2 protein-coding genes are annotated in these 1,261 nt (G+C 38.9%); both read left to right on the top strand.

Going from position 1 to position 1,261, the window contains the following annotated elements; genetic code table 11:
• The first annotated feature begins 130 nt into the window (after positions 1 to 130).
• Positions 131 to 694, top strand: a complete 564-nt coding sequence (locus B0X80_RS20215; RefSeq protein ID WP_077343696.1) for a GNAT family N-acetyltransferase — start codon at positions 131 to 133, stop codon at positions 692 to 694.
• A gap of 106 nt (positions 695 to 800) precedes the next feature.
• Positions 801 to 1,037 carry a hypothetical protein gene (locus B0X80_RS20210; RefSeq protein WP_077343694.1) on the top strand — a complete coding sequence of 79 codons (237 nt, stop codon included), beginning with the start codon at positions 801 to 803 and terminating at the stop codon, positions 1,035 to 1,037.
• The last annotated feature ends 224 nt before the right edge of the window (positions 1,038 to 1,261 follow it).

The following is a 1,261-nucleotide window of genomic DNA, read 5'->3' as shown; positions in this document are numbered from 1 at the left end:
GTAAATTGTAATATAACAAGTCATTCAAAAGGACAAAAAACAGTTGGTTTTTGCTCCTGCGTCGCTTATTTTAACCAACTATTTTTTGCCTCTTAATGAGGCGTTAGGCAACAAAAGGATAGTTCGCAGTATGGTCAGAATAATTGAGCCAAAAACAGAGCGACTTCAACTGCGCCAGTGGACTTCTAATGACTTAGAGCCATTTTTCGCAATGTCGTCAGATCCTCAAGTAATGAAGTTTTTCCCAAAGACTTTGAATCGAAATGAAAGCGATGCCATCGCCAAAAAATGTGAATCACTAATCGCACAAAACGGATGGGGTGTTTGGGCTGTAGAGCATATTGTCTCAAAAGAGTTCATAGGCATTGTGGGGCTATTTTCGTCTTCTTCAAAATTACCTTTCTCGCCATGTGTAGAAATTCTTTGGCGACTTGCGAGGCCGCAATGGGGGCGAGGATACGCCACAGAAGCAGCGTTGGCAGCTCTTAAAGTTGGCTTTGAAGAGCTTGAGTTACAAGAAATTGTTTCTTTTGCTGTTCAGAATAACTATTCTTCGTTAGCAGTAATGGAGAGAATCAACATGTTAAACACTGGTGTTACATTCGAACATCCTGATGTCCCAGATGATAGTCGCTTTAAAGAGCACTGTTTGTTTAAAATTTTACGAGATAGTTGGGCGAAAAATGTTGCCTAACAAGTAATTGCAAAGGACTAAAAAAGCTGGCTATTGCTCGTGCCTCGCTATTTTAGCCAACAATTTTTAGCCTCTGAATGAGGCGTTAGGTTTAAAGGATCATTCAGTGAATAAAATAGTGATTTTCGCTGTATTAATGCTTACTTTTTCTGTTAAAGCGTTTGCTCGTGGTGGGCGTGGTGATCTTGACTTTACTATTTTCATAATTATATGTGTTGTGATTTTGGGGTTGTATAAGCTGATTGAAAGTTTAGAGGTTGATTGGACAGGAATTAAAGAAGGGCTTGGTGGAATCGCGTTGCTCATATGGATAGTTAGTATGTTATTTACTTTTTTTAATTAGTTAATTTGGTGTGCTTTTAAACCTAACAAGGCATTGCAAAGGACTAAAAACAGCTGGCCGTTGCTCGTGCCTCGCCATTTTGGCCAACAATTTTTAGCCTCTGAATGAGGCGTTATATGTATGAACGAGGTTTGGCATGGATGAATCGTCTTGGGATACTTTCGCACAATTATGCGAGACCAAATTTAATGAGTGTGAATTCAAAAAAGAATTGTTAAGTCTAT

Source organism: Pseudocolwellia agarivorans (assembly GCF_002000085.1).
Lineage (GTDB): Bacteria > Pseudomonadota > Gammaproteobacteria > Enterobacterales > Alteromonadaceae > Pseudocolwellia > Pseudocolwellia agarivorans.
Note: the sequence above shows the minus strand (reverse complement) of the source record. Positions and strands in the feature narration are given on the sequence as shown.

Bases quoted from the DNA above. Each gene is read 5' to 3' on its own strand.
- B0X80_RS20215 (WP_077343696.1), top strand. From the start codon at position 131: ATGGTCAGAATAATTGAGCCAAAAACAGAGCGACTTCAACTGCGCCAG.